General features: G+C 41.1%; 2 pseudogenes. Both read left to right on the plus strand.

The features are described from left to right. Positions 1-280, plus strand: a pseudogene (locus BTHERMOSOX_RS11600) (hypothetical protein); the annotation flags it as partial. A 168-nt stretch (positions 281-448) separates the two neighbouring features. Then, a pseudogene (locus tag BTHERMOSOX_RS11605) lies at positions 449-694 on the plus strand (recombinase family protein); the annotation flags it as partial. Positions 695-929: the final 235 nt, after the last annotated feature.

Below are 929 nucleotides of genomic sequence, written 5' to 3' on the forward strand. Positions count from 1 at the left end.
TCGGATGGCCTTTTATTTTGTCTCCACCTTCGCTATCGCTCAGACTCCGACAAAACAACCGGCCCTACGGCTATCGCGGACTAAAAATCTTCACTTCGCTAAAGCTCCGTTTCCAGGATTTTCAGCGGAGGTAGCTGTACAAATACAGGATGAAAAAACCATTAACCATGCGGTGAATCAAGCCAAGTTAAAGCAGCAAAGAAAACCTTCCTATAAACCTAACGTTGACCACCCATGGCGTACTTACCCTGATAAACATAAACCAACGAAAACTTCCTAAAACCGGACATTTTAACTTGGGACAAAAGCGGACATTTCTACTTTGGGTTGACATACTAAACACTAATCTACCAAAAAGGAACCCTTTTGATGGATGAAATCACCAGGCGCAAGTAGCTGAAAAATATAGCACTTGAATACAACAAAAGCCTATGTCAATATTAATAGCATGAAAATTGGATATGCGAGAGTTTCTACTAACGAACAAAATCTTGACTTACAAATTGATGCACTAACAGAGGCGGGTTGTGAAAAGATATTTACCGATTAAGGCATCAGTGGCATTGCCAAGAAAAGAAACGGACTTTCCCAGGCTCTTTTAGCTATTGCGGAAGGGGGAAATACACTGGTTGTTTGGAAATTGGACAGATTAGGGCGTTCCTTAGGTTTTCTTTGTGAATTAATTAACGATTTGAAAGTCGTGCGGCTTAAATATAATGTAATTATTATAATTTAGTGTATTATTATCAGTGATATAAATGATAAACCTTAATAACTATGGCAACTATTATTCACAACACTAGCGGGGAGTCGCTATTTTTGCGAAAGCTTGTTTTGGGCATCCCAGCCCAAGCAAGCGGCAAAAACTTAACGCGACCGCTAATGCCTTCGGCGCCCCGATTCGTCCTCGTCACCTCGTCCCGACCCAA

Source organism: Bathymodiolus heckerae thiotrophic gill symbiont, assembly GCF_900128515.1.
In the GTDB taxonomy this organism is placed as follows: Bacteria; Pseudomonadota; Gammaproteobacteria; order PS1; family Pseudothioglobaceae; genus Thioglobus_A.